The 24,330-nt window shown below is 61.9% G+C and carries 23 protein-coding genes; 10 read left to right on the top strand and 13 right to left on the bottom strand.

Going from position 1 to position 24,330, the window contains the following annotated elements:
- Positions 1-23: 23 nt before the first annotated feature.
- Entirely contained in the window at positions 24-1,973 is a 1,950-nt protein-coding gene (locus tag ACODSJ_RS03865) for an LTA synthase family protein (protein ID WP_489100466.1), read from the bottom strand.
- Between the two features lie 212 nt (positions 1,974-2,185).
- On the opposite strand from ACODSJ_RS03865, the gene colR reads away from it, so the two are divergent.
- The 5 genes from colR to ACODSJ_RS03840 all read left to right on the top strand — a co-directional run bounded on the left by colR (position 2,186) and on the right by ACODSJ_RS03840 (position 5,881).
- The gene (colR, locus tag ACODSJ_RS03860; protein ID WP_072394984.1) at positions 2,186-2,869 is read left to right on the top strand and encodes a two-component system response regulator ColR; all 684 of its coding nucleotides are present in this window, start codon (positions 2,186-2,188) and stop codon (positions 2,867-2,869) included.
- Positions 2,859-4,136, top strand: coding sequence for a sensor histidine kinase (locus ACODSJ_RS03855; protein ID WP_489100465.1), 1,278 nt, complete (start codon positions 2,859-2,861; stop codon positions 4,134-4,136). The genes colR and ACODSJ_RS03855 overlap by 11 nt, the downstream gene beginning before the upstream one ends.
- Positions 4,137-4,270: 134 nt before the next feature.
- Positions 4,271-4,939 (top strand): class I SAM-dependent methyltransferase, encoded by a 669-nt coding sequence (locus ACODSJ_RS03850; protein ID WP_489100464.1) that lies wholly within the window; start codon positions 4,271-4,273, stop codon positions 4,937-4,939.
- 4 nt (positions 4,940-4,943) lie between these two features.
- Complete coding sequence (locus tag ACODSJ_RS03845) at positions 4,944-5,654, top strand: lipopolysaccharide kinase InaA family protein (RefSeq protein WP_489100463.1); 711 nt, start codon at positions 4,944-4,946, stop codon at positions 5,652-5,654.
- Positions 5,655-5,656: 2 nt separating this feature from the next.
- A complete protein-coding gene (locus tag ACODSJ_RS03840) occupies positions 5,657-5,881 on the top strand; it encodes a hypothetical protein (RefSeq protein WP_489100462.1) in 225 nt (74 codons plus the stop codon).
- Between the two features lie 61 nt (positions 5,882-5,942).
- Here the strand turns inward: ACODSJ_RS03840 and ACODSJ_RS03835 are convergent, their stop codons facing one another.
- From ACODSJ_RS03835 to ACODSJ_RS03785, 11 genes are all read right to left on the bottom strand, one after another.
- Positions 5,943-8,969, bottom strand: a complete 3,027-nt coding sequence (locus ACODSJ_RS03835) for a multidrug efflux RND transporter permease subunit (protein ID WP_489100461.1) — start codon at positions 8,967-8,969, stop codon at positions 5,943-5,945.
- Positions 8,970-8,982: 13 nt separating this feature from the next.
- The gene (locus ACODSJ_RS03830; RefSeq protein ID WP_489100460.1) at positions 8,983-10,131 is read right to left on the bottom strand and encodes an efflux RND transporter periplasmic adaptor subunit; all 1,149 of its coding nucleotides are present in this window, start codon (positions 10,129-10,131) and stop codon (positions 8,983-8,985) included.
- A gap of 152 nt (positions 10,132-10,283) precedes the next feature.
- Positions 10,284-11,381, bottom strand: a complete 1,098-nt coding sequence (locus ACODSJ_RS03825) for a DUF1513 domain-containing protein (RefSeq protein WP_489100459.1) — start codon at positions 11,379-11,381, stop codon at positions 10,284-10,286.
- 2 nt (positions 11,382-11,383) lie between these two features.
- Positions 11,384-12,448 (bottom strand): imelysin family protein, encoded by a 1,065-nt coding sequence (locus tag ACODSJ_RS03820; protein WP_489100458.1) that lies wholly within the window; start codon positions 12,446-12,448, stop codon positions 11,384-11,386.
- A 29-nt stretch (positions 12,449-12,477) separates the two neighbouring features.
- Positions 12,478-13,905, bottom strand: a complete 1,428-nt coding sequence (locus ACODSJ_RS03815) for a di-heme oxidoreductase family protein (RefSeq protein ID WP_489100457.1) — start codon at positions 13,903-13,905, stop codon at positions 12,478-12,480.
- A gap of 226 nt (positions 13,906-14,131) precedes the next feature.
- Entirely contained in the window at positions 14,132-15,472 is a 1,341-nt protein-coding gene (locus tag ACODSJ_RS03810) for a sensor histidine kinase (RefSeq protein WP_489100456.1), read from the bottom strand.
- 67 nt (positions 15,473-15,539) lie between these two features.
- Positions 15,540-15,986: a Spy/CpxP family protein refolding chaperone gene (locus ACODSJ_RS03805; RefSeq protein WP_489100455.1), complete on the bottom strand. Its 447-nt coding sequence runs from the start codon at positions 15,984-15,986 to the stop codon at positions 15,540-15,542.
- A gap of 300 nt (positions 15,987-16,286) precedes the next feature.
- Positions 16,287-16,964: a response regulator transcription factor gene (locus ACODSJ_RS03800; RefSeq protein ID WP_489100454.1), complete on the bottom strand. Its 678-nt coding sequence runs from the start codon at positions 16,962-16,964 to the stop codon at positions 16,287-16,289.
- Between the two features lie 7 nt (positions 16,965-16,971).
- Complete coding sequence (locus tag ACODSJ_RS03795) at positions 16,972-17,382, bottom strand: SH3 domain-containing protein (RefSeq protein ID WP_489100453.1); 411 nt, start codon at positions 17,380-17,382, stop codon at positions 16,972-16,974.
- Positions 17,383-17,488: 106 nt separating this feature from the next.
- Complete coding sequence (locus tag ACODSJ_RS03790; protein ID WP_489100452.1) at positions 17,489-17,788, bottom strand: YciI family protein; 300 nt, start codon at positions 17,786-17,788, stop codon at positions 17,489-17,491.
- A 1-nt stretch (position 17,789) separates the two neighbouring features.
- On the bottom strand, positions 17,790-18,386 hold the full coding sequence (locus tag ACODSJ_RS03785) for a septation protein A (RefSeq protein WP_489100451.1): 597 nt from the start codon (positions 18,384-18,386) through the stop codon (positions 17,790-17,792).
- Positions 18,387-18,473: 87 nt separating this feature from the next.
- Between ACODSJ_RS03785 and ACODSJ_RS03780 the strand changes: the two genes are divergently transcribed.
- From ACODSJ_RS03780 to rluB, 5 genes are all read left to right on the top strand, one after another.
- Entirely contained in the window at positions 18,474-19,337 is an 864-nt protein-coding gene (locus ACODSJ_RS03780) for a PHP domain-containing protein (protein WP_489100450.1), read from the top strand.
- A 13-nt stretch (positions 19,338-19,350) separates the two neighbouring features.
- Positions 19,351-19,980, top strand: a complete 630-nt coding sequence (locus ACODSJ_RS03775; protein ID WP_489100449.1) for an L-threonylcarbamoyladenylate synthase — start codon at positions 19,351-19,353, stop codon at positions 19,978-19,980.
- Positions 19,981-20,811 (top strand): segregation and condensation protein A, encoded by an 831-nt coding sequence (locus ACODSJ_RS03770; protein WP_489100448.1) that lies wholly within the window; start codon positions 19,981-19,983, stop codon positions 20,809-20,811.
- A gap of 11 nt (positions 20,812-20,822) precedes the next feature.
- Positions 20,823-21,767 carry an SMC-Scp complex subunit ScpB gene (gene scpB / locus ACODSJ_RS03765; RefSeq protein ID WP_489100447.1) on the top strand — a complete coding sequence of 315 codons (945 nt, stop codon included), beginning with the start codon at positions 20,823-20,825 and terminating at the stop codon, positions 21,765-21,767.
- Positions 21,768-21,970: 203 nt separating this feature from the next.
- Positions 21,971-23,206 carry a 23S rRNA pseudouridine(2605) synthase RluB gene (rluB, locus tag ACODSJ_RS03760; RefSeq protein WP_489100446.1) on the top strand — a complete coding sequence of 412 codons (1,236 nt, stop codon included), beginning with the start codon at positions 21,971-21,973 and terminating at the stop codon, positions 23,204-23,206.
- Positions 23,207-23,348: 142 nt separating this feature from the next.
- Here the strand turns inward: rluB and ACODSJ_RS03755 are convergent, their stop codons facing one another.
- On the bottom strand, positions 23,349-24,314 hold the full coding sequence (locus ACODSJ_RS03755; RefSeq protein ID WP_489100445.1) for a CgnE/CgnB domain-containing protein: 966 nt from the start codon (positions 24,312-24,314) through the stop codon (positions 23,349-23,351).
- Positions 24,315-24,330 lie beyond the last annotated feature (16 nt).

The following is a 24,330-nucleotide window of genomic DNA, read 5'->3' as shown; positions in this document are numbered from 1 at the left end:
GACATCAGCCTGGGGCGGTTCGGTTAACGTTCGCTGACTTGCTCCACACCCTCCTTGGGTGCTTTCCAGCCAAGTAGCTGTTGCTTGAAGCCATAACTGGCGGTTTGGTAATACGCAATGGTGCGACGGATCAAAGGATCGTCGCGGGTAACCCGGGACTCGCGACTTTCGGTCAGCGCATCGTCATGGCGCCGCAGGCCCTGGCGTGGACTGAGAATCGCCAGGTCCTTGCCATCGAACAGGCCCAGATGCTGGTAGTTGCCGACAACGACACGCGGTGGCAGTGGGTTGTCCTTCAACAGGTCGCGCCCGAAGAACGTTGATTGGTAATCCAGGTTCAGCAAGCCGAGCAGGGTGGGCGCCAGATCGATCTGGCTGGCGAGTTGCGCGTTTTCTCGCGGCTCGATCAGCTTCGGTGCATAGATGAACAGCGGGATCTGATAATTGCTGATCGGCAGGTCTTCCTTGCCAGCGCTGCCGGCCGTGTGGTCGGCGACAAAGACGAAAAGCGTGTTATCGAACCATGGTTTTTGCCGGGCCTGCTCCAGAAACTGACCAATGGCGTAGTCGGTGTACTTCACCGCGCCATCCCGGCCGTTGCCGGACTTGATGTCGATCCGGTTGTCCGGATAGGTGTAGGGGCGATGGTTAGACGTGGTCATCAGTTGCAACAGGAAGGGCTGCTGCTTGGCGTAGTTGGCGTCGGCCAGCTTCAACGTCTGCTTGTACAGGTCTTCATCGGCCATGCCCCAAGCGTTCTTGAAGTGAATCTCGGATTCGTCGACGCTGCTCTGGTCGACCACGCGATAGCCATTGCCGCCGAAGAAGGCGTTCATGTTGTCGAAGTAACCGCGACCGCCGTAGACGAACACGCTGTCATAACCGACTGCGCTCAATTGCTGGCCCAGGCTGGCGAAGCCGCTTTCCCGGCCTATGCGCTTGACGATCGAACGGCCCGGGGTCGGCGGGATCGCCAGGGTGATGGCTTCCAGGCCACGGTCGGTGCGGGTGCCGGTGGCGTAGAAGTTGTTGAAGTACAGGCTTTGCTTGCGCAAGGCATCCAGGTTGGGCGTCAGGTTGCGCGTGTCGCCGTTGCTGCCCATGTACTTGGCGCTGAAGCTCTCGATGGTCACCAGCACGATGTTGGGTTTACGAACTTGGCCTGGGTTGTCGATCATGCGCCGGATGTCTTGCGGGTCCTCACCGATGAAGCTGGCGGAAGGCTCGTTGAGTTCCGCACGGATCTGCTGGGCCACAGCCTCAGGAGGCAGGTTGCCGTAGAACTGACCGTAGTCCAGCTCGTTATTCCTGAATGCGGCGAAGAACTGATACGGACCGTTGCTGGCCAGTTCGTTCTGATAGGCATTGCCGCCTTGGGCGCGCGGTGCGTCCTGGCTGAGCAACTGCAGGCTCAGGCCCGCGACCGCCAGCAGGCCCAACGCATTGAACAGGCGCCCACGCGCTGACGGCAAGGGGGCCGCCAGCGCAGCATTGAACGGTTTGCCCAAGGCCAGGCTCAGACCTGCGGCCAGCACGGCAAGAATCGTCAGCAGGGTGCCGATCGGGTACGACTCCAGCACGTTGTTGAGCACTTCATCGGAGTACACCAGGTAGTCGACGGCGATGAAGTTGAAGCGCACGCCAAACTCATCCCAGAACAGCCATTCGGCGACTGCGGTGAACAGCATGGCGTACACGCTGAAGGTCAGCAGTGCGCGCAGAAACCAGCGGTGACCCCGTCGGCGCCACAAGGCCGGCGGGCAAAGCAGCAGGTACAGGCCCATCGGCAAGATCGCATAGGCGAGGAAACCGAGGTCATACAGCAGGCCGATGCCGTACATGGACAGTGCGCCGCTGCCGGCCTCATCCAGGTGAGTCAGCCACAAGACCGTTCGGGTCAGCAGGAACACCACCAGCCAGGTGGCGACGATCAATCTCAAGAAGCGCATGGGCGCCGTTTTCATAAATTCCATTTACTACTTTCCTTACATTTCAAACCGATAGCCAGAAAGTGTAGCGTTTTGCCTGTCGTCAGGTTGTGAATCGATAGTGAAAAACTCATCAAACAAGTGGGCGGGGCCAGGCCGTTGTTTTCCACGTCGTGTGCAACCCTAGCCCTGAATCGGCATACGCCGTAAGCTGCGCGGGCCACGACGGCCGTTCACCGTGTACGCAGGAGGTGCCCATGCGCATTCTATTGGTTGAAGACAACCGTGACATTCTGGCCAACCTGGCCGATTACCTGGGGCTCAAGGGCTATACCGTCGATTGTGCCCAGGACGGTTTGTCGGGGTTGCACCTGGCTGCGACCGAACACTACGACCTGATCGTGCTGGACATCATGCTGCCGGGCATCGACGGCTACACCTTGTGCAAGCGCCTGCGCGAAGATGCCCGGCGCGACACGCCGGTGATCATGCTCACCGCCCGGGATCAACTGGACGATCGCCTGCAAGGTTTCAAATCCGGCGCCGACGATTACCTGATCAAGCCATTTGCCCTGTCGGAGCTGGCGGCGCGGATCGAAGCGGTCATGCGTCGGACCCAGGGCGGTGGTCGACGTGCCTTGCAGGTCGGCGACCTGAGCTACGACCTCGACACCCTGGAAGTAACCCGTGAAGGCAAACTGCTCAAGCTCAACCCGGTGGGCCTGAAACTGCTGGCGGTACTGATGCAGAAAAGCCCCCACGTGCTGCGCCGGGAAATTCTCGAGGAAGCCTTGTGGGGCGATGATTGCCCCGACAGCGACAGCCTGCGCAGCCATGTCCATCAACTGCGCCAGGTGATCGACAAACCGTTCGACAAGCCGTTGCTGCACACCGTACACGGGGTGGGTTATCGCTTGGCCGAGGGCCGCGATGGAGTTTAAGCAGAGCCTTGCCCAACGGATCATCATCGCCTTTGCACTGATGAGCGCGTTGGTGGCCGGGGCGTTTGCCTTGGGCATTGTGGCGACGGTGCACCTGGTGGAGGAGAAGCTGATATCCGCCGGGCTGGGGGGCGACCTGCAACGCCTGCTGCTGATGGACAGTGTTTCGGACTGGAACCATCGCCCGGAACCCGACCAGCTGTTTTATTTCAGCGGTGGCCAGGGTGACTTTGAGCTACCCAAGGATCTGCGCCATCTGGAGTCTGGCTTCCACGAGGTGTTTCGCGAGCAGTTGTCCTATCACGCCATGGTCGAGATCGTCGATGGTCGGCACTACGTGCTGCTGCAAGACCAGAGCGACTTCGAGGAGCGCGAACGGATACTGTTCGCCGTGGTGCTGGTGGGCTTCGTACTCAGCCTGGCACTGGCGGTGTTCTTGGGCTGGATCCTGTCACGTCGGGTGATGGCGCCGGTGGTGCGCCTGGCCCGGCAGGTGCGCCATCGCGACCAGCTCCTCGGACTCGCTCCGCCGCTGGCGCCGGATTATGCCGCCGATGAGGTGGGGGAGCTGGCGGTGGCGTTCGATGCAACGCTGGGGCGCTTGCGCCAGGCCTTGACCCGCGAACGATTGTTTACCAGCGATGTGAGCCACGAGTTGCGCACGCCGTTGATGGTGCTGGCCACCTCTTGCGAGTTGTTGCTGGAAAACCCCTCGCTGGACCCGCGTGGGCGCTCCCAGGTCGAGCGTATCAACCGGGCCGTCGAAGAAATGCGCGAGCTGGTACAGACCTTCCTGATGCTCGCCAGGGCCCAACGAGATGACAACGGCATGTCACCTCGACTGACCCTGGGCCAAGTGGCTGAAAACCTGCTCGGGATGTGGCGCTCGCCCATCGAGACCAAAGGCCTGGCATTGATTTTCGAACCGGGGCAAACCGCTGATACACCGTATAACGCGACGTTCCTGACGGCGGTTATGGGCAACCTGCTGCGCAACGCCTTGCACTACACCGACCAGGGCTTTATCCGCCTGTCGCTGACAGACTGCGGGTTCGTGGTCGAGGACAGCGGTGTGGGCATTCCTGAAGAGAAGCGCGAGGCGATGTTCGAGCCGTTCGTGCGCGGTAACGAAAAGCGCGGTGAAGGGCTGGGGCTGGGGTTGTCATTGGTGCAGCGGATCTGTGAGAACCAGGGCTGGACGGTGAGCCTGAGCACGATGGAACCCAACGGTTGCCGTTTCGAGGTTGAGTTGAATCCGAAGGTTTAGGGCTCTGAGTCACCACCACGAGCGCCGGACCTGGAAAAATCTTGAAATAATTGATCGGTGAACATGACAAAGTTTTCACAAATCGATGACGTACCGGTTCATAAAGTGGGGCTGATCAGAATTGGAGCCCTTCAATGTCTAAACCCGTCAAGCTCGATTTTTCCGAAAAATATGACGAGCAACATGCCAAGCGATACTTTCATAAACATCGCAACGGCTTGAGTCGCCGCCTGTCCAACTTGCGAGACCAGCAATTGGCCCGCCGCGCGTTGGCGCTGGTCGGTGATCCTGGCCTGGTGCTGGACCTGCCATGCGGTGCCGGGCGTTTCTGGTCCATGCTGGCTGAAAAACCCAACCGGGTCATCATCGGTGCGGACAATTCCGAAGCCATGATCCAGACCGCCTTGCAATCGCAACCCGCCGATGTTGTGAAACGGGTACAACCCTTGCACACTTCTGCGTTCGACATTGCCTTGCCTGATAACGCCGTCGACAGCATTTTTTGCATGCGCTTGTTGCATCACATTGGTGAACCTGCGCATCGACTGGCAATCCTGAAGGAATTCGAACGGGTCAGCCGTGACAGCGTGATCATTTCGTTGTGGGTCGATGGCAATTTCAAGGCCTGGAAACGCAAGCGCCAGGAGCGTACTCGTGGGCAAAAAGATTACCAGAATCGATTTGTGTTACCGGTCGCCACAGTAGAAGAAGAGTTCCGGCAGGCTGGGTTCCGTATTCAGGAACGATTGGATTTCCTGCCGCTCTATGCCATGTGGCGAGTTTATGTATTGCGCAAGAGGTAACAGCATGGTTGTGCAGGTAGCAGAGACATCAAGGATTTCCCCGGACAGCTTCGAACACTTCTGGAGCCTGCGGGGCGAATGGGTGGAAGAGCCTAATGTGCGTCGCGGTGGTGAAAGCGGCGTGCAACGGATCACTGGCAGGGATGGCGAACTGCTTTATGCCAAGCGCCAGACGGGACACATTTATCGCAGTTGGTTGCATCCGTTCGGTCGACCCACCGTGTTGCGTGAGCAAGACGCACTCGTGGCGCTGACCCGACTCAATGTCCGCGTGCCCCAGCTGATTTTCTGCGGTGCCCAACGAGACCCGGTTCACCAGTGGCGTGCGTTGCTGGTCACCCAGGCGCTTGAAGGTTTCGAGGAAATCGAGCACTGGTATGCCGGTGGAGGGCGCGAACGCCATGGTGAAGCGGTGCACGACCAACTCCTCCAGGCATTGGCCGAGAACCTGGCTCGCATGCACAGGGGGCGTTGGCAACATGGCTGCCTCTACATCAAGCATGTGTTTGTGCGGGTGACTGGCGAAGGCGCGGCGGCCAAGGCCGAAGTGGCGTTGCTGGATTTCGAGAAGTGTCGTCAGCGGTTGACCGCCCGGCGGGCGGCTTCCCATGACATGAAGCAACTGCGGCGCCACTCGTCGTTCAGCGACGGCGATTGGAAGAAACTCGTCTATTTTTATGAGACGGCGTTTGGCAGCGCTATCAAAGGTTTGTAGCGATGAAACTAGAAATTGCTAGAGGTTTGTTTTTGGCAGGAGCCCTGGCAGTTGCGTCGATGGCGGTGGTTGTGTGGGAGCAACCACGCTCGCAGATCCTTGGCGTTTCCAGCGCGGATGAACATTGTCCTTTGCCCCATGTGGCAAAGACCAGTGAAGCGATTCGACCGGATAACGACCTGTTGCTGCTCATGTTCAGCCTTTCCCAGGGGAGGCGACAGAGTTGAGCGTCATGAAGCCAAAAGCAAAGGCCTCGCATGTGCGAGGCCTTTGCTTTTCCCAATGCCGTCAGGCTTTGTCCGGCCTGGCCAGCAGCGTGTAGACGCAGGGCAACACGAACAATGTGAAGAGCGTGCCGATCGACATGCCCGTGGCGATTACCATGCCGATGTCGAAGCGGCTCACCGCGCCGGCGCCCGTGGCGAAAATGAGGGGCACCATGCCGAACACCATTGCCGCGGTGGTCATCAACACCGGTCGCAGGCGAATCGACGCCGCTTGTTCCACGGCTTCACGCGGCGTCAGGCTCTGCTCTTTGCGCAGTTGGTTGGCGAACTCGACGATCAGGATCCCGTGCTTGCTGATCAGGCCGATCAGCGTCACCAGCCCCACCTGGGTGTAGATGTTCATGCTCGACCAGCCGAGAAACAGCGGGATCAAGGCTCCGCAGATGGATAACGGTACGGTTACCAGGATGACCAGTGGGTCCCGGAAACTTTCGAATTGAGCCGCCAGTACCAGGAAGATGATCGCCAGCGCCAGGGCGAAGGTGACCCATAACGCACTGCCTTCCTGCACGAACTGACGCGACGCGCCGGCGTAATCGAAGGCAAACCCGGACGGTGCCTCTTCCCCGGCGATCTGGCGGACCGTCTCGATGGCTTCGCCCATGCTCACGATGGGAAAGCCCGAGATCGTCACCGCGTTGAGTTGCTGGAACTGGTTCAGTTGCCGCGGCCGCGCCCTGTCGCTGACCTTGATCAGCGTCGACAACGGCAGCATCTCGCCCTGGGTGTTTTTCACGTAGTAGTTGTTCAGCCAGTCGGGGTTGTCCCGAAACGGTCGTTCGACCTGCGCAATCACCTTGTAGCTGCGTCCCTCGATGGTGAAACGGTTGATCTCGGCCTCACCCAGCAGTGTTGCCAGGGTGCCGCCCAACTCCTGCATCGACACGCCCATCTGGGCCGCCTTGGCCCGATCGATATCCACCACCACTTCGGGCTTGTCGAAGGCCAGGTCGATGTCCATGAAGGCGAACTTGCCTGAATCCATTGCGCGTTGTTTCACGCGCTCGGCCACTTGCAGCAGGGTGGCGTAGTCCTTCGGCGAGTTGATGACGAAGGCAAACGGCAAGCCTTCACCGGTGCCGGGCAGCGAAGGCAGGTTGAAACCGAAGATCTGCAAGCCGGGAATGGTCTTGAGCTTGGCCTGGACCTGCGGAAGGATCTCCATCTGGGTGCGACTGCGTTCGTTCCAGGGCTTGAGCAGGAAACCGCCGATCCCGGATTGCACGCCGTTGTAGCCATTGATCTGGAACGAGGAGTAGTACTCCGGGAACTCCTTGAAGATCGTGATGAAGTGATCGGTATAGGCGTTCAGGTAATCGAGGTTGGTGGTCTTGGGAGCATTGGCCATCATGAAGATGATGCCCTGGTCCTCGTTGGGAGCCAGTTCGGACTTGGTGAACATGACCAGTGCCGGAATCAGCAGCAGGATGATCACCGCGAACACCAGCACCACCGGCCGCGCATTGAGCGTGCCGTGTAGCAGGCGCTGGTAGCGGTTTTTCAGACGCTCGAAAACCATGTCCAGTCGATGGGCCAGGCCCGATGGGTTCTCGTCGTGGCGCAGCAGCACGGCGCACATCATGGGGGACAGGGTCAGGGCGACGATCCCGGAGATCACCACCGCGCCGGCCAATGTCAGGGCGAACTCCTTGAACAGGGCCCCGGTGAGACCTTCCAGCAGGCCGATCGGTGCATACACGGCCGCTAGCGTGATGGTCATCGAGACCACCGGCATGGCAATTTCCCGGGCGCCGGCGATGGCCGCGTCATACGGTTTCAGGCCCTCTTCGATGTGCCGGTGGATGTTTTCCACCACGACGATGGCATCGTCCACCACCAGGCCGATGGCCAGGACCATCGCCAGCAGCGTCAGGAGGTTCATCGAGTACCCCATCAACTGCATGAAGAACAGCACGCCGATCATCGACAGCGGGATGGTGACCACCGGGATGACCACCGAGCGCAGGGCACCGAGGAACAGGAACACCACCACGATGACGATCAGCACGGCCTCGAACAGGGTCTTGACCACTTCGTCGATGGACGCCTGGATGAACAGTGTGGCGTCGTAGGCGATCTCGGCCTTGAGGTTCGCCGGCAACTGGGCTTCCAGGTCCGGCATGATCTTGCGCACTTCCTTGATCACGTCCAGCGGGTTTGCGCCCGGCGTGGCCTTGATCCCGATGTACACCGAGGGCGTGCCACCGAAGGAACTGATGGTGTCGTAGTTTTCCGCACCCATTTCCACCCGTGCCACATCCCGCAACAACACGCGGCTGTCGCCATCGGTCTTGAGCGGAATCGCAGCGAAGGCCTCCGCAGACTTGAGTTCGGTGTTGGCGTTGATGCTGGTGACCACGTATTCGCCTTTGACCTCACCGGCGGCCGACAGGAAGTTGTACTGGCGCACGGCATTGGTCACGTCGGCGGCGGTCAGGCCGAAACCGGCGAGCTTGACCGGGTCCAGCCACAGGCGCATGGCGAAAATCTGGTTGCCGAGAATTTCCGCTTCCGCCATGCCCGGCAGGGTCGCCAGCTTGGGCTGGATCACCCGCGACAGGTAGTCGGTGATCTGCGGGTTGTTCAATTCCTTGCTGAAAAAGCTGATGTACATCAGCGCCGAGGCATCGGCGGCCTCGCGGCTGAGTACCGGGTCTTCGGCGTCCTGGGGCAGTTGGTTCTTGACCTCGTTGGCCTTGGCCAGCAGTTCGGTGAAAAGCCGGTCGCTGTTGGAGCCGATGCGGGCATAGACCGAGATCACCGAGAAATTCTGGCGACTGACCGAGGTCATGTAGTCGATGCCCTCGGCACTGGCCAGGCTTTGCTGCATCGGTTGGGTGATGTAGCCCTGGATGGTCTCGGCGTTGGCCCCGGGGTAAGCGGTGGTCACCGTGATCAGGGCATTTTCCATTTGTGGATACTGGCGCAGCGGCAGCTTGCTCCAGGCTTGGAAGCCCAGCAGCACGATCAACAGGCTGACCACGGTGGCGAGCACCGGACGGCGGATGAATGGATCGGTAAAGGCCATGGGGATTCCTTGATCAGTCCGCGCGCGACGGGCTGTTCTGTTCGGTCAGGGTCTTGTCGTCGCTGATGGCGATGGGCGTACCGTTATCGAGCTTGATCTGGCCGGCGATCACCACCTGCTCACCGCTCTGCACGCCCTTGGTCACCAGCACCTGGCCGTCTCGCCGCTCGCCGGTCTCGACGGAACGCCGCTCGGCGATCAGCACCGGCTGGCCCTTGTCGTTTTTCTCGAGGCTGCCGTCGGCGGCCTTCTTCTGTGTCACCACGTACATTGAATTGCCGTACAGGGTGTAGGTCACGGCGCTTTCCGGAACGACAATGGCAGCCGTCGCGGTGGGCAGGATGACCTGGAGACTGGCGAACATGCCCGGCAACAACTTGCCCTCGGGATTGGCCAGGGTGGCGCGGACCAGCACGTTGCGGGTGGTGTCTTCTACCTTCGGGTTGATGGCGCTGATGGAGGCCACGAAATTCTGCCCGGGGTAAGCCGAGACACTGACGTTCACGGGCAGGGCAACGGCGAGCTTGGGCACCGTTTGCTCGGGCACATAGAAGTCGACGTAGAGGCTGCTGAGGTCTTGCAGGGTGGCGATGACCGTACCGCTGGCCAGGTAGTCGCCGACGTCCACCTGGCGAATCCCGATGGTGCCGCTGAACGGCGCGACGATGTGTTTCTTGGCCAGCGATGCCTTGAGCTGGTTGACCGTGGCCTGGTTCTTTTTCAACTGGGCCGAGAGCCGGTCGAATTCACCCTTGGAGATGGCCTGGCTGCCCACCAGTTGCCGGCCGCGGCCGAAGTCCAGTTGCGACAGCCCGAGGTCGGCCTCGGCGGTTGCCAGCAGGGCGTCTTCGACTTCACTGTCCAGTTGCAGGAGCGGTTGGCCGGCCTTGACCTTCTGTCCGGACTGGAACTGGACTTGCTGCACCGTTCCGGCAATTTCCAGGCTCAAGTCCACGCCTTGCAGGGCCTTGAGGCTGCCCACAGTGGGCAGGCGCACCTGCCAGGGCTGCGCCGTGGCGGTCGCCACCGCGACGCTGACCGGGGACTTGGGCGCAGAAAACTTCTGGATCTGCTGGTAGATGGAGAAGGCTTTGTAGCCGGCCAGTAACAGCACCACCAGCAGGACAGCACCCAACATAATCAGCATGCGGCGTCGCAGCATGTTCCACTTCCTTGGAAAAAAGCTGAGAGAAAAGACAAATAGGCGCGCACCTTACCCCGAGTGCGCGGGTGATTCCAGATGCTGTTGGCTTGCGGCGCGTGGGAATATTCCTAAATTGAAGGGGCGGCCCGTCGATGGGCGTCGCCCCCCAGTCAGGCCAGATGCAGATGGTTGTCCCAGAGCCCTGCTGGCAGATCCAGTGGTTTTGCCATCACTTGTGGCTGCCGACAGTCGTAATAACGGCAGCGTCCCTGGCCGGAGGTGACGACGAAACCGTCGGCCACCGCGCCCACGCCGGCGCAGTCGGGCAGCGGTGCGTCCAGGCGTACTTCGCCACTGTCCAGGTTCCAGATGAACAAGCGATTGCCGCGAGGGGCGGTCAGCGCGACCAGGCGCAGATCACTGTGCACCGCGACGCTGGCCGTGTAGTGACCCATGGCCTGCAACTGATACTCGGGGACCGGGAACGCCTTGAACGGTTGGCCCGGCCGCTTGATTGCCAGCAACTCCGAGGACTCGTGGGCGTCGCCCATGAACTGCTGGCCGGACACGATGGTGCCATCGCTGGCGATGCCCAGGTGGCGCACGCTGTTCATCGACTGGGCGAGGGTTTCCTTGCTCAGCAACGTGCCGTCACGCTGCATCAGCACCAGGCTTGGTTCCATGGCGTCGAGGTTCATTTCGACCCGGCTTTCGGCCTCGGTGCGGATGCCACCGTTGGCCACCACCAGCGTCTCGCCGTCGGGCATCCAGGACACCTGGTGCGGGCCGATGCCATGGGTAGAGATCTCGCCGCTGTGCACCAGCCGCTCGCCTTCGAACCGGTACACGCCCAGCAGGCCGCGTCCCGGATCGGTGGTGTCGTTCTCGGTGGCGTACAGCCATTCGCCGCTCTTATGGATCACCGCATGGCCATAGAAGTGCCGGTTCGGCAACGACGTGATGGTTTGCAGCAGCGCGCCGTTACGCAGGTCGATCAGGTAGCTTTCGGTGCCTGGCCGACGGGCGACGAACAGCGCGATGGGCTGGGTCGGATGGTTGACGATGTCATGGCAACGCTGGCCGACCTGGGTGGCGAACACTCGCGTGCCGTCCAGCCGATAGCCCACGGCGTAGTGCTTGCCGTCGCCGTCGTCCCGCGCCGAAAGCAACAGCGGTCCCTTGTCCTTTTGCTTGAACAGCGTCCAGCCGCCCAGGGTAACGGCGCCGAGCAGCAAGCTGCCCAGTGCCAAGGCCTGACGTCGAAACATGATCAGTCACCGTCGTTGGCATTGAAGCCCAATTGGATGCCCAGCGCCTTGGCCAGTTCGCCTTCGTGCAGGCGATGGACGACGTTGAGGCTGTCGTACAAGTCGTTGAGTTGCTGGCGCCCGGCGTCATCGTTGAGCATGTCGGTCAGCGAGCGCTGGGTGCCGGCGAACAACTTCAACGAGGCATCGTAGGCAGCGTCGATCTTGTCGGCCAGTGGTTTCTGCTCACTTGGCAACAGCCCGCGCAGGCCTTTGTTATCCACGCCCACCCAGACGGTCCTGGCCGCGCTGAGACTGGCCTCCAGGCCTCGCAGCGAGGACTGGCTGCGCCAGGCATCGGCCTGGAACGGTTGCGGTACGCCCTTGGTCTGGCGGCCCATCGGTGTGCCGAGTTTTTTCTTCAGGGTGTCGATGGCGGTGACCTGGACCCGCAGCAGGTCGGCGATCGCTTCATGGGAGTCGGCGTAGCGCTGGTTCGGGAACTTGCTCATCTGGGCGAGCATGCCGTCGTTGGTGTTCCAGCGCGACAGGATCTCTTCGGCCAGTTGTTTCTGGCGTTCACCGATGGCGACCAGCAGCGGGCAGTATTTGGCTTTTTGCGCACTGTCGGCCATGTCGATCTTGGCGTCGAACAGCAGGTACTCGTAGGCCGAGAGCCCTTGGACCACAACGCTGGATTTGGCCAGGCCGGCGGCGTCTATCTGCGGCTCGCTGTTGACCAGTTGCTCGACCTGGCGACCCACCAGGTTTTTCTTGTCCGGCCAGAACTGCACTTGCCAGGAGCGATTGCCCTCGGCCAGCGGCCCGATCAGCAGAGGTTGCAGCTCCGCCCAGGCTTTCTGCGCCTTGAGGAAGTCGGCGCGGGCGGTTTCCAGGTTTTCCTTGCCTTGGCAGAACGCCAGGGCGCTGGTCGCCAGTTGTCGGTCGGCATCGACCCAGCGGCTGTAGGTCGGCAGGATCACTTGCTTGGCGATGGCGGCCGAAGTGACGGCTTGCGGGTCCTGGGGCGAGCAGGCGCCGAGGGCGAGGGCGGCGAGGCTGGTGAACAACAGCTTGGGACGGAACATGTCGAGCTCCCACTTTTTGGAAAAGGTGTTTAAAGGGAATTCAGAAAGGCCAGCAACGCAGCACGCTGCTCGGCATTGAACGCTAATACCTGTCGCTGCGCAGCCTGCGCTTCACCACCGTGCCACAGCACGGCTTCGAGCAGGTTGCGGGCGCGACCGTCATGCAGGAACTGGGTGTGGCCGTTAACGGTTTCGGTCAGGCCGATGCCCCACAGCGGCGGGGTGCGCCAGTCACGACCACCGGCCTTGAACTCGCTGCGGTTGTCGGCCAGGCCTTCGCCCATGTCGTGCAACAGCAGGTCGGTGTAGGGGCGGATGACCTGGTTCGCCAGCTCCGGCTCGGCCGCATCGGCCGACGTGGTGTATTTCGGTGTGTGGCAGGACTGGCACCCGGCCTGGAAAAACAGGTTCTTGCCGGCCAGCACCTGGGGCGAACTCACGTCCCGACGCGCCGGCACGGCGAGGTTGCGGCTGTAGAACAGCACCAGCCGCAGAATGTTGTCGCTGACTTCTGGCTCGCCGTCTGGGCCGTTACCGCTGGGCGCGTGTCTGCAGTCGACCTGTGCCTCGGTGCAATCGTCGGAGGCCAGCAGGCTCGTCGTCAGGCCCATGTCACCGGAGAAGGCGTGGACGTTCTGTTGGTTGAGATTCGGCTGTCCGGCTTTCCAGCCGAAACGCCCCATGACGGTCTTTTGCTGCACGTCGTCCCAGACCTGGTTGGGCCGCCCGGCAATGCCGTTGTGCTCCTTGGCCTGGGCCTCGGCGTTCGCCAGGATGGCCGCTTCGGGGATGGCTTCAAGCAACCCCAGGCCGATCATCGGAGGTGCGACGCGGGCGGAAAAACGTGTATCCGGATGCATCGGGCCATAGGCCAACTGGCTGATCTGCAGGCTTGGCTTGCGCAGCTCCACCACGTTGCCGTCCTTGAAACGCACCGGGACGGGGCTGTAGTCGACGCGCACTTTTCCTTCGGGGGCGACGCCGGGCACGGACATGTCTTGCAACTGCCCGCCATAAACTGGCTCCGGCACGACCCCCAAGCGTTCGATGACCTTGGCGTAGGGCGGCGTGTCGGGGATCGACAGGCGCACGAGCATCGACGTCGCGCTGGCTGCGTCCGGCGCCGGCGGATGGCCGCGACCGTCCTTGATGTGGCAGTTCTGGCAGGCGTTGGTGTTGAACAGCGGCCCGAGGCCGTCCCGCGCCGTGGTGGTCGACGGTGCGATCACCCAGGGGCTGCGGAAAAAACTGTTGCCCACGCTGAAGTCCACGCGCCGTGAGGGCGGCAGGTTGGCCGACGGCAGGGAGAAGGCGTTCTGGTCGCTCTTGCGCACGGTCGTGCTACCGCCAGCCTTGGCCTCACCGGGCTCTGCCTGGGTAAAGCGTGGGGCATCGTCGCAGGCACTCAGGCCCAGGGCCATGAACAGTGCGCATAGACGAAGAGGCAACGACGGCATGGGGAATCCTGGAAGACGAGGCGAACGAGGGCGCAAAGTCTAACAGGGCGAGGCGGTTTGAATAAGAGGAATTAGCGTTTCGTTTGAGGGCTAGGGGAAGCTGTGGGAGCAAAGCTTGCTCGCGAAGCAGGCACCTCGATCTCCGGAGGACCGCATCGCCTTAATCGCGGGCAAGCCTTGCTCCCACAAGCACCCTTAGCCACAGGTTTAGCTGCCTGCTTTGAAGTTACGGCTGGGCCACCGTCCCTGGCACCAACGGCAGTTCCAGCGTCGCGATGAACCCGCCACTTGGGTGATTGCCCAGCACCAGCGCGCCGCCATGGCGTTCGGCGGCCCGGCGCGCGATGGCCAGGCCCAGGCCGTGGCCGGCGGTGGTCTGGCCGGGCGCGCGGTAGAACGGTTCACCCAACTGGCCCAGGTGTTCGGCGTCTACGCCCGGCCCGTGGTCGCGCACGCTCACCGTGATCCGTTCTCCCTGGCGCAGCGCCCGCACCTCGATGGGTTGACCGGCCGGGTTGAAGCGTTGGGCGTTGCGCAACAGGTTATCCACGGCCCGCTCGATCATGGTCGGCCACCCCGTGAGATTCAGGTTCGGTTCCACCTCCAATTGCACGCTTTGTTCCGGTGAGGCCAGCTGCGCATCCTTTTGCAGGGTGACCAGCAGGCTATTGAGGTCCACCGCTTCGGCGCCGGCGTTGTCGGCGTCGACCCGGGCCAAGACCAGGATTTCACTGATCAACGCCTCCAGTCGATCGCATTCGCAGGTCAGGCGTGGCCAGAGTTTTTCCCGCTCCTCGGGGCTGGCTCGCTCAGCCAGGGCCAGGGCGATGCGCAGCCGGGCCAGGGGTGAGCGCAACTCGTGGGAGACGTCGCGCAGTAGCTGTCGCTGGCTGGCGATCAAGCTTTGCAAGCGCGCGCCCATGCGGTTGAAGTCGGTGGCCAGGACGCCGAATTCGTCCCGCCGGTTGGCCAGTTTGGCGAGGCTGTTCTGTTGATAGGTGGCTTGGCCCAGGTCATGCACCGCGCCGCGTAAACGACTCAAGGGGCGGGTGATGGACAGTGTCACCAGCAGGCTGAACAAGGTCAGCACCACCAGGGCGATTCCCAAGGCACTGAGGGGCCAGAGCAGGCTGTCGCGATGCCAGGCGTCCAGTTCGGGGTGGGGAATGCGGTAGATGAACAGGTACGTGTCGCCGGTCTTGGCGCTGGTGAATTCATCGGTCAGCCGTCGCCAGGGCAGGCGCCGATCGTCGTTGTTCTGCCGCGCCTCGAAGGCTGCGGCGCGATGGGGGAACGTGCCGCGCACCACCGGATCACCGCTTTCGTTCAGTACCTGGACGTCGATGTGATATTGGCGCTTGCGCTGTTGCAGGATGTCCTGGGCGGCGTCTTCGCCCTGGCTTTCATAGGTTTGCGTCCACTCTTCGGCCAGGGTGTTGAGCCCCGGGTGGCGACTGAGAATCCACGCATCCTGGTTCAGCATGTGGCCCAGCAGGATCGAGAGCCCTGCAACCAGGGCAATGGCCAGCCAGAAGCTGGCCAGGACGCGCCAGAACAATGAACGCACGGTCAATCCTCGCAAACAAAGAAAGCCCAACGGCGATGGGCCGTTGGGCTGTGGACGCTTGCGCGCATTATTGCGCTTTTTGCGGTTGTTGCGCTTTCCAGGCCTTGAATTCGGCCCACTCGGCGCGACGTTCGGCCTGCTTTTTCTGGATTGCGTCGAACTCTTTCTGCTGTTCAGGCTTGAGCAGGCTGCGGATCTGGGCATCGACTTTTTCGCGTCGGGCCTCGATCTCGTCGTTCATGGCCTTCTGGTCGGCGGGGGACAGTTTGGCCAGGTACTTCTCTACCAGTTCACGGCGTTCGTGACGCTGTTCGCCCATGATCCGGCGGATCTGCTGACGTTGTTCGTGGGTCAGGTCCAGTTGGCCATAAGGGCCTTTGTCATGCATCTGGCCGCCGTGGTGCGGGCCTTCCATCGGTCCCATCGGCCCCATGGGGCCGGCGCCTTCGGGCATGGCCATGGCGACGGTAGGCAGGGCTGCAGCGAACATCAAGGCGATTAGGGTCTTGCGCATGGGGTGTCTCCTTATCTCATTCCCGGTCAGTTCCGGATGTGTGCAGATTACGGAGATCAAGGTCAGCGGCGGTCAGCGATGGGTAAAGCTTGGGTAAAGACGTTTGGGTGCGATGCTGACAAACAGCCTGCACAAAACCCGTGGTGAGGAAGCTTGCTGTGGTGAAACCACTTTTGTGGCGAGGGAGCTTGCTCCCGCTCGGTTGCGCAGCAACCGCAAAATCTTGGGGCCGCTGCGCAGCCCAGCGGGAGCAAGCTCCCTCGCCACAGGGTTAGCCATGTCCCTGGGGCCAGACAGTGTTCAGAGGCTGTAGTAATAGCCCCGGCTACGCAACGCCACGATCCGTGGGCGACCGTCGGGGTGGGGGCCGATCTTCTTGCGCAGGTTGCTCACGTGCATGTCGAGGCTGCGGTCGTACAGGGTGAGCTTGCGTCCCAGGGCGATCTGCGCCAGTTCCTGCTTGTCCAGCGGCTCGCCCGGTTGCTTGAGCAACGCTTCGAGCAAGCGGCTTTCGGACACGGTGAGGGTCTGTTCTTTTTCATCGATGCTGACCACGCCCCGTACCGGGCTGAAGGTCAGGTCACCCAGTTCGATCTGGGTGGATACCGCCGCCGGATGGCTGCGGCGCAACACGGCGCGCAGGCGGGCGGTCAGTTCCCGCGGGTCGCAGGGCTTGGCCAGGTAATCGTCGGCGCCCAGCTCCAGGCCGAGGATACGGTCCAGGGGCTCGCCACGGGCCGATAGCATCAGCACCGGCAACTCGGGATGATCGTTGCGCAATTGCTTGAGCAGTTCCAGGCCGCTGCCGTCGGGCAGCATCACATCCAGCACCACCGCCGCCGGAGCGGTTTCGGCCAAGGCCTGGCGGGCACCTTGGCCATCGTGGCAAGCACGGACCTGGAAGCCTTCCTGGCCCAGCCAACTGCCGAGGAGCTCACACAGCTCCTGGTCATCATCAATCAGTAACAGCTCGCTCATGACTCACTCAATTTAGCCATTGCCGACGTTGTCTACGTCCACCGCTGGCAAAGATACCGCAGAGCAGGGCCAATAGCGCTACCCCGGCACCGATGACGAACCATTGCTGTTGATCGGTCAGCAGGTGTGGCAGGGGATTTGACTGGGCTTCCTTGAGTTGCAGCTTCAAACGCTGGTTTTCCTGGCGCAACCGTGCCAGCACGGGGCTTTCACGTTCGCCGTCGGCGTTTTGCAATTGCTTGCCCAGCTCTTCGCGCTGGCGCTCGCTGTCCTTCAAGCGTTGCTGCAATTCGGCGATCTGGCTGCCGGCGCTCAGGGACAAGGGGGTCGAATGACCGCCCTCGGTGCTTTCCTCGCCATGGGCGGGAGCCCCGATCGTCAACGTGATCAATAACAGGCACAACGGACCTTTGCGCATTGCAACTCCTGAATTCCAATCGAGATTGGACAGGTTGTCGGCAGGCAAACGAGATAAATTAGCAATTGAATGCAATGAGCCTTGGCGGCTCATCGCACGGCAGGATTTACGGCAGGACTTGCTTGAATGGCTTGACCACGACATTGGCGTAGACGCCAGCTGTCACGTACGGATCGGCGTCGGCCCAGGCTTGCGCGGCGACCAGGGAATCGAATTCGGCCACGACCAGGCTGCCGGAGAAGCCCGCGGCGCCCGGGTCGTTGCTGTCCACCGCCGGGTGCGGACCGGCCAGTACGACGCGGCCTTCGGCCTTGAGCTGCTGCAAGCGCTCCAGGTGCGCGGGGCGAGCGGCCAAGCGTTTTTCCAGGGAGTTGGCGACGTCGGTGGCAATGATTGCGTAGAGCATGTCAGTCCTCGGTTTTGGGCGTAGTAGAGTCGGCATCGTGCAAGTGACGGGACAGGTAGATGCCCTGGCCAATCAGGAACAACAGCGTCATGCCCAGGCTGCCGAAGACTTTGAAGTCGACCCAGTACTCCTGGAACGTGAACGCGACGAACAGGTTGGCGGCGCCGCAGAACAGGAAGAACACGATCCAGGCGATGTTCAGCCGGGTCCAGATCAGGTCCGGCAGGCTGACGGCATGGCCCATGATGCGCTTGATCAGCGGTCGATCACCGACGAAGTGGCTGCCAATGAAGGCCAGGGCAAACAGCCAATTGACCACCGGCGCTTTCCATTTGAGGAAGGTTTCGCTGTGGAAGGCCAGGGTCAGGCTGCCGAACACGAGGCAGGCGACCAGGGTCAGCCACTGGCTTTTCTCCAGCTTGCGCTGGGACACGAACAGCGCGCCGTAGACCACCAGGGAACTGACGATCAGCACCGCGGTGGCGCTGTAGATACCGCCTACAGTCAAGGAATGGCCGGCAATGTCGACGGTGCGCGGGTCAAGTTTGTAGGCGATGAAAAACAGCAGCAGCGGGATGAAGTCGATGAATTGTTTCACAGTGGCAGCCAGAAGCAGGATGTGGCGGCATAATAACAAACATCCTTGGCCGCGATAGGGCCAGCCGATTTGAGGTAACGAACTCTCGTGAATGTTGATTTGCACTGCCATAGCACGGCCTCCGATGGCGCCCTGGCGCCTGCGGTTCTGGTGGCGCGGGCGTTCGAGCACGGCGTGCGAGTCCTGGCTCTGACCGATCACGACACCCTCGAAGGCCTCGACGAGGCCCGCAGCGCCGCCACGGCGCTGGGCATGCAACTGGTCAACGGCGTCGAGCTGTCCTGCACCTGGGGCGGCGCGACCATCCATGTGCTGGGCTATGGCTTCGATGTCGAGGCCGAGCCGTTGGTCCAGGCCATCGCGGCGTTGCGGGATGGCCGCTGGCTGCGCGCCGAAGAGATCAGTCGCAAGCTCGCCCTCAAGGGTATGCCCGGCGCGCTGGAAGGCGCCCGGCAGATCCAGCAGGAACTGGGCGACAGCGGCAACGCCCCGGCCCGCCCGCATTTCGCCGACTGGATGGTGCGCGAAGGTTTCGTCAAGGACCGTGCCGAAGCGTTTCGCAAGTGGCTGGGGGCCGGTAAGCTCGGCGACGTCAAGCAGCACTGGCCGACGCTGGAGGACACCGTCCAGACCCTGCGCGCTGCCGGGGCCTGGGTCAGCCTGGCGCATCCATGGCACTATGATTTCACCCGCAGCAAGCGCCGTCGCCTGGTCGCCGACTATATTCAAGCGGGCGGGCATGCCATCGAAGTGGTCAATGGCCATCAGCCGGCCGAGCAGGTCGGCAGCCTGGCGATCCTGGCCCGCGAATTCGGCCTGCTGGTGACTGCCGGCAGTGATTTCCATGGCCCTGGAGGCTGGTCCGAGATTGGCGAATACCGCCCATTGCCGGACGATCTGCCACCACTATGGTGTAGATTCAAACATGATCCCGTTACCGCCGCCGTCTGAACAGGTAGAACACGTGAGTCAATTTTTCCAGATTCATCCGGAAAACCCGCAAGCGCGCCTGATCAAACAGGCTGTGGAAATCATTCGTGGAGGCGGTGTGGTGGTCTATCCCACCGACTCGTCCTACGCCATCGGTTGCCAGATCGGCGACAAGAATGCCGTGGAGCGGGTCAGACGCCTACGCCAGCTGGACGACAAGCACAACTTTGCGCTGATCTGCAGCGACCTGTCGCAATTGGGGCTGTTCGCCAAGATCGACACCGGCACTTTCCGTCTGCTCAAGGCCCATTTGCCGGGGCCATATACCTTTATTCTCAATGCCACCCGGGAAGTCCCGCGGTTGCTGCTGCACCCCAAGAAACGCACCATCGGTCTGCGGGTGCCGAGCCATCCCATCGCCCTCGCATTGCTGGCCGAGCTGGGTGAGCCATTGATGAGCGTGACGCTGATCATGCCGGGTGAGACCGAACCGTTGACCGACCCCTACGAGATCCGCCAGTTGCTTGAGCATCAGGTCGACTTGATCATCGACGGCGGTTTTGGCGGCATGAAGGCCTCCACGGTCATCAACCTGGCCGACGGCGAACCGCAAGTGGTGCGGGTCGGTTGCGGCGATCCGACGCCGTTCATGGTCGAGGCCTGAATGTCGGCGGTGGAAAACGTGGAGCAAGGTGTCGACAGCCAGGCCGGTGCCCAGCAAGAGCTGCCGTTCGCCATGGTCTACGGCCAGGCGGTCATGGAAATGCCCCTGGACCTGTACATTCCGCCGGATGCGCTGGAAGTGTTCCTTGAAGCATTCGAGGGCCCGCTCGACCTGCTGCTCTACCTGATCCGCAAACAGAACATCAACATCCTCGACATCCCCGTGGCGGAAATCACTCGCCAGTACATGGGCTATGTCGAGCTGATGCAGTCGGTGCGCCTGGAGCTGGCCGCCGAATACCTGGTGATGGCGGCCATGCTCGCCGAGATCAAGTCGCGGATGCTGCTGCCGCGCTCGGCGGAGGTCGAGCAGGAAGAGGACGACCCACGGGCCGAACTGATCCGTCGCTTGCAGGAGTACGAACGCTTCAAGGCTGCGGCCGAAGGCATCGACGGCTTGAGCCGGGTCGGCCGTGAGGTGGTGGTGCCCAAGCTCGATGCTCCCGAGGCGCGAGCACGCAAGTTGCTGCCGGAGGTGAGCCTGGAAGAGCTGTTGATGTCCATGGCCGAGGTCCTGCGTCGGGGCGACATGTTTGAGAGTCACCAGGTCAGTCGCGAAGCGCTGTCCACGCGCGAACGCATGAGCGATGTGCTGGAGCGGCTCAAGGGCGGTGGTTTTGTACCGTTCGTCGAGTTGTTCACCGCCGAGGAAGGGCGTTTGGGCGTGGTCGTGACGTTTATGGCGATCCTGGAATTGGTCAAGGAATCCTTGGTCGAGCTGGTGCAGAATGAGCCGTTCGCAGCGATCCACGTGCGGGCACGAGCCGAATAACGAGCAAATCAATGAATCTGACTGAACCCCGCGAGCTGGCGCCCTTGCTTGAAGCTTTCCTGTTGGCCTCTGGAAAGCCGCAATCGATGGAGCGGTTGTTCGAACTCTTCGAAGAGGGCGAGCGGCCCGAGCCGGCCGTGTTCAAGAAAGCCTTGGCACTGTTGGGCAAGTCCTGCGAGGGGCGGGCCTTTGAGCTCAAGGAAGTGGCGTCCGGGTATCGCCTGCAGATCCGCGAGAAGTTCGCGCCCTGGGTCGGGCGTCTCTGGGAGGAACGGCCCCAGCGCTATTCCCGCGCCTTGCTCGAAACCATGGCCCTGATTGCCTACCGTCAGCCGATCACCCGGGGCGAAATCGAGGACGTGCGGGGCGTGGCGGTCAACAGCAACATCGTCAAGACGCTGCTTGAGCGTGAGTGGATCCGCGTGGTCGGCTATCGCGACGTGCCAGGCAAGCCCGCGATGTTCGCCACCACCAAGGCGTTTCTCGATCATTTCAACCTCAAGAACCTCGATGACTTGCCGCCGCTGGCCGAACTGCGCGAGCTGGAGCCCGAGCCGATGCTGGAGTTCGACGACGCGCCGGTGCCGCCGGGCTTGCAGGAACTGGCCGACGCCAGTGCCGAACCGGAGGAGCCCAAGGAGGAAACCAGTTTCCACTCGTTGCTGCAGGAGCTGGACAGCATGGAGGAGGGGCTCAAGACCGATTTCGACGACTTGCTGCGCGAAGGCCTGGGCGTTGAAGGGGAATCGGATGAGCGGCTGGAGCCTGCCGACAGCGAGGTTGAGCCTGCGCAGGAGCCTGAGGAAGACGTTCTCGGCGTCGCCGAGGCCCGGGAAAAACTGCTGGCCGCCGTCGCCGCCCTCACGCCGCCGGCACCTGAACTGAGCGACGAAGAAGCCGAAGCCCGCGCCCTGGCCGAAGCGATCGAAAATGAACGGCGCGAATACGACGATTGATCCAATGCTCCGCAAATGCCTGACGCTCCTACAGGAGTCATGTGCTTAGCGTCGCATCACCGGTCGGCGGAAAAAGCGCCGGGCGTTCGTCGATCAGCTAGTCTCTGATGCGCAATCACCTCAACGAGCGTATGATTCGCGACCCTTTGGCGATTCCTTCGCCAAACGCCCCTTTTCAAGGAACACACCGGGAGGTGCCCAGCATGAAAGACCAAGACCAGAACGACAGCCAGGAAATCGGCCCAGCCGGCGAGAAACTGCAAAAAGTCCTCGCCCGCATCGGCGTCGGTTCGCGCCGCGACGTGGAAACCTGGATCACCCAGGGCCGGATCAAGGTCAATGGCAAAGACGCCACCTTGGGCCTGCGGGTTGATATGCACGACGCCATCACCATCGATGGCAAGGTGATCAAGCGCGAAGAGGCCGCCGAAACGGTGCGCCGCGTGATCATGTACAACAAACCCGACGGCGAAATCTGCACCCGTGACGACCCGGAAGGCCGTCCGACCGTGTTCGACAAGATGCCGCGTCCCAAAGAGGGCCGCTGGATCAACATCGGTCGCCTGGACATCAACACCACTGGCCTGTTGATGTTCACCACCGACGGTGAGTTGGCCAACCGTTTGATGCACCCTTCCTACGAGATGGACCGTGAATACGCTGTGCGTGTGCGCGGTGAAGTCGACGACGAGATGATCGAGCGTTTGAAGGCCGGCGTTGTGCTGGAAGATGGCCCGGCGCGTTTCACCGACATCAAGCAGGCGCCGGGTGGCGAAGGGTTCAACCACTGGTACCACTGCGTGGTGATGGAAGGCCGTAACCGCGAAGTGCGTCGCCTGTGGGAATCCCAAGGGTTGGTGGTCAGCCGTCTGAAGCGCGTGCGTTTCGGTCCGGTGTTCCTCAATTCCGACTTGCCGATGGGCCGCTGGCGCGAAATGAGCCAGCAGGAAGTGGACATCCTGGCGGCTGAGGTCGGCCTCACGCCGGTGGCGATGCCGCAGATGACCGCCAAGAGCAAGGACAAGCTGGAGCGGATGCAGCGCAAATCCTCGCGTCCGATGGCCAAGACCGAGCGCGTGCGCACGCTGCGTCCGCCGGTTGAGGGTGCGCCTACCGGGCCACGGCCTTCGCGTGAGCCGCAGATCGAAGGCGAACGCCCGGCCCGCAAGCCAGCGCCTCGCCAGGACGGCGAACGCGGTCCACGCACACCGCGTCCGGCCAATGGTCGTACGGAGCGTGGCGAAGGTCGTGGCGCTCCGGCGGGTCGTGGTACCCCGGTAGCCGAACGGCCTGCCGAGGTGAAGCGTCCGGCCAAGCCAACGTCCAAGAAGCGCCCGGGCATCAGCCTGGTCGATCGTGATGCACCGTCGGGCAAGCGCCGCGGCGCCCCGGCAGGTTCGGGACAGCGTCCGGGGTTTGGGCGTCGTAAGCCGGAATGAGGCAGTTGTGAGCTTTTAACTGCAAGCTTCAAGAAAAACGCCAACCGTTGGGTTGGCGTTTTTTGTCGACTGTACTGATGCATCCCCTTCTCAAGGCTGCTCCTCTTTCTTGCAGCTTGGGGCTTGCCGCTTGTAGCTGCCCCTAAAGCACAAACCGCCCATCGAACATCGGCTTCTGATCCAACGCCAGCACGCCGCCTTCGAATATCAGGTCCAGGTGATGACTGCCCTTGGCACCGCCCCCCAGTCCCAGGTGCAGGCCGCAATGGCGCTCCTCGAAACCGGCATTGCGTGCATAGAGGCTCTTGACCCCTTCGTTGGTGCCGATTCCCAGCTCCTCGATACGCCGGTTGGATGGGTTGGCGTCCAGGTACTTGGTGAAGTCCTGTTCCAGGCCCGGCACATCGGTGGCGATTTTCTGGATGGTGGAGTCTTCGATCCACAGCTCCAACGGCGATTGCAGTACGCCATATTTGCGCGCGAACGGAATGGTGCCCAGGAAGGTGCCGACGAATTTCACGTGGCCATTGATGGTGTCGCTGTGGGTGGCGATTTCGCCGGGAGCCAGGTCGTAGTTGCCGATCCCATTGATGTCGGTCCACTTCTTGACATTGTCCAGCGGGGTATCGAAGTACGAGCCATGTTCATCCTGGAAGCTCAGCGTCGTCGCCTGGGACATGCGCTGGATGAGGTGGCTGTTGAGCCCGGCGATACGCTGGGGGATGACGCTGAACGTGTCGTAGAAATAGTCGCCGTAGTCCTTGAACAGCAGGGATTTCCTCCAGTTCTGCGACATCACGCCTTGCAGTGCGCGGACAAATTCCGGGCCGTCGGGACGTGGGTTGGGCAGGGTGGAGGAGTCGTAGAAGAAAATATACAGGTCACTGTCGGCAATCGCCTGGGACAGCCTTTGTGTCGGCTCGAGGTCCAGGCGCATGGCGCTGAACCGAAAGGGCGAGCCGCTGCCGGCCTGTTCGGCGATGGCGCCGGCCAATGCCTCGTAGTCAGCGGTGTGGCCGAGCAACACCTTGGCGGGCTGGACACCGGCCAGGGCGGGATGATGTTCGAGGTAGTAAAGGAAATGCGAGATGGCTCGTTGTGTGTCCATGCTTGTTCCTCCCTGA

This window comes from Pseudomonas sp. FG6 (genome assembly GCF_057809015.1).
Note: the sequence above shows the minus strand (reverse complement) of the source record. Positions and strands in the feature narration are given on the sequence as shown.